Annotated in this window: 1 protein-coding gene and 1 pseudogene; one reads left to right on the top strand and one right to left on the bottom strand. The window is 37.7% G+C overall.

From position 1 onward, the window contains the following. On the bottom strand, positions 1 to 587 hold a 587-nt coding region (locus K6V48_RS11610; protein ID WP_222369854.1), incomplete at its 3' end, for a restriction endonuclease subunit S. A gap of 114 nt (positions 588 to 701) precedes the next feature. On the opposite strand from K6V48_RS11610, the pseudogene K6V48_RS11605 reads away from it, so the two are divergent. Beyond that, positions 702 to 1,019: pseudogene (locus tag K6V48_RS11605) on the top strand (AlbA family DNA-binding domain-containing protein); the annotation flags it as partial. Positions 1,020 to 1,137: the final 118 nt, after the last annotated feature.

Below are 1,137 nucleotides of genomic sequence, written 5' to 3'. Positions count from 1 at the left end.
GGAAAGGATTTGTCCAATTCTTGAAGTTTATTGTAACTTTCGGAATATGCATCTACCTTTTCCAAGGCACGTTCGATTTGCTCCACAATCCGTTTCTGTTCAGAGAGAGGCGGGAGGGGAATTAATGTTGAGTTTGTACTACGAATGGATAATTTAGGTTGAGCAACTTGATTATATACTTCTTTGAATTGTTGCTGAACTAATTGAGAATTCAAGAGATAGACTAAAAACATTTTATTTACACTACTTGTGAGCATTAGCTTAAGTGCGTTCTCTGTTAATAGTGCATTATTAAACTTTTTGGGAACAACTCCAATATCACCAATTGTTCCAGCTATCGTGATATAAATATCATTGCTTGAAATAGTATAATTTTTTATTTTTTCGTAAACAGTATCAGGAGCATACTTTATACTATTTGGTACTATTGTCCCATTTTTCATATCTGTAACTCGAAGATATGGATGACCATTGTCCTCTTCTTGTAGATTATATCCTTTAGGTATTCTTTTTCCACCTTTCGCACTAATGATAGTGCCTAACCTCACCCACTCCCAACTATCTGGAATATCGTAGGGGACTTCCACTACTTGAACTGTTCCATCTGCCAACTTCTCATAAGGTTTCTTAGCACACTAAATGAGAAGTAAGAAAGGCTGGGAGATGTGTTATAATAGAGTGATAACACTCAGGAGAATGACATGACTCAAACCCTATCCCACTACCAATTCTCACCAGAAAGCCAACATTTGGACAGGAAATCCGCCCGAAAGAAGCCACAAGAGCTACTCAAACACCTGATTGCTTTTGCTAATGCAGATGGTGGCCAGCTGGTCATCGGTATTGAGGACGACAAGCAGGATAACATTATCACTGGATTCAAAGATGGTAAGGCCTATCCCATTGATGACTTCAAAAAGATTGACCGTGAGATGCGTGACGCTCCCTTGGATTTATCTTTTGAAGAAATCCCTGTGCGAAATCATAAGGGTGAAGAAGATGTGATTTTGGTTATCTCATACTCAGTTAAAATCAAAAATAGCGGAAGTCCAGTCTCTATGTACAATTGATTTGAGTTGATAAGCAGTTAAGGTTTGAATAACCTCTTCAAGTTTATCGATTACCTCATTTAAAGTC

The sequence above is a fragment of the Streptococcus suis genome, assembly GCF_019794555.1.
GTDB lineage: Bacteria > Bacillota > Bacilli > Lactobacillales > Streptococcaceae > Streptococcus > Streptococcus suis_AB.
The sequence above is the reverse complement of the archived record's forward strand: the minus strand, read 5'-3'. Positions and strand labels throughout refer to the sequence as shown.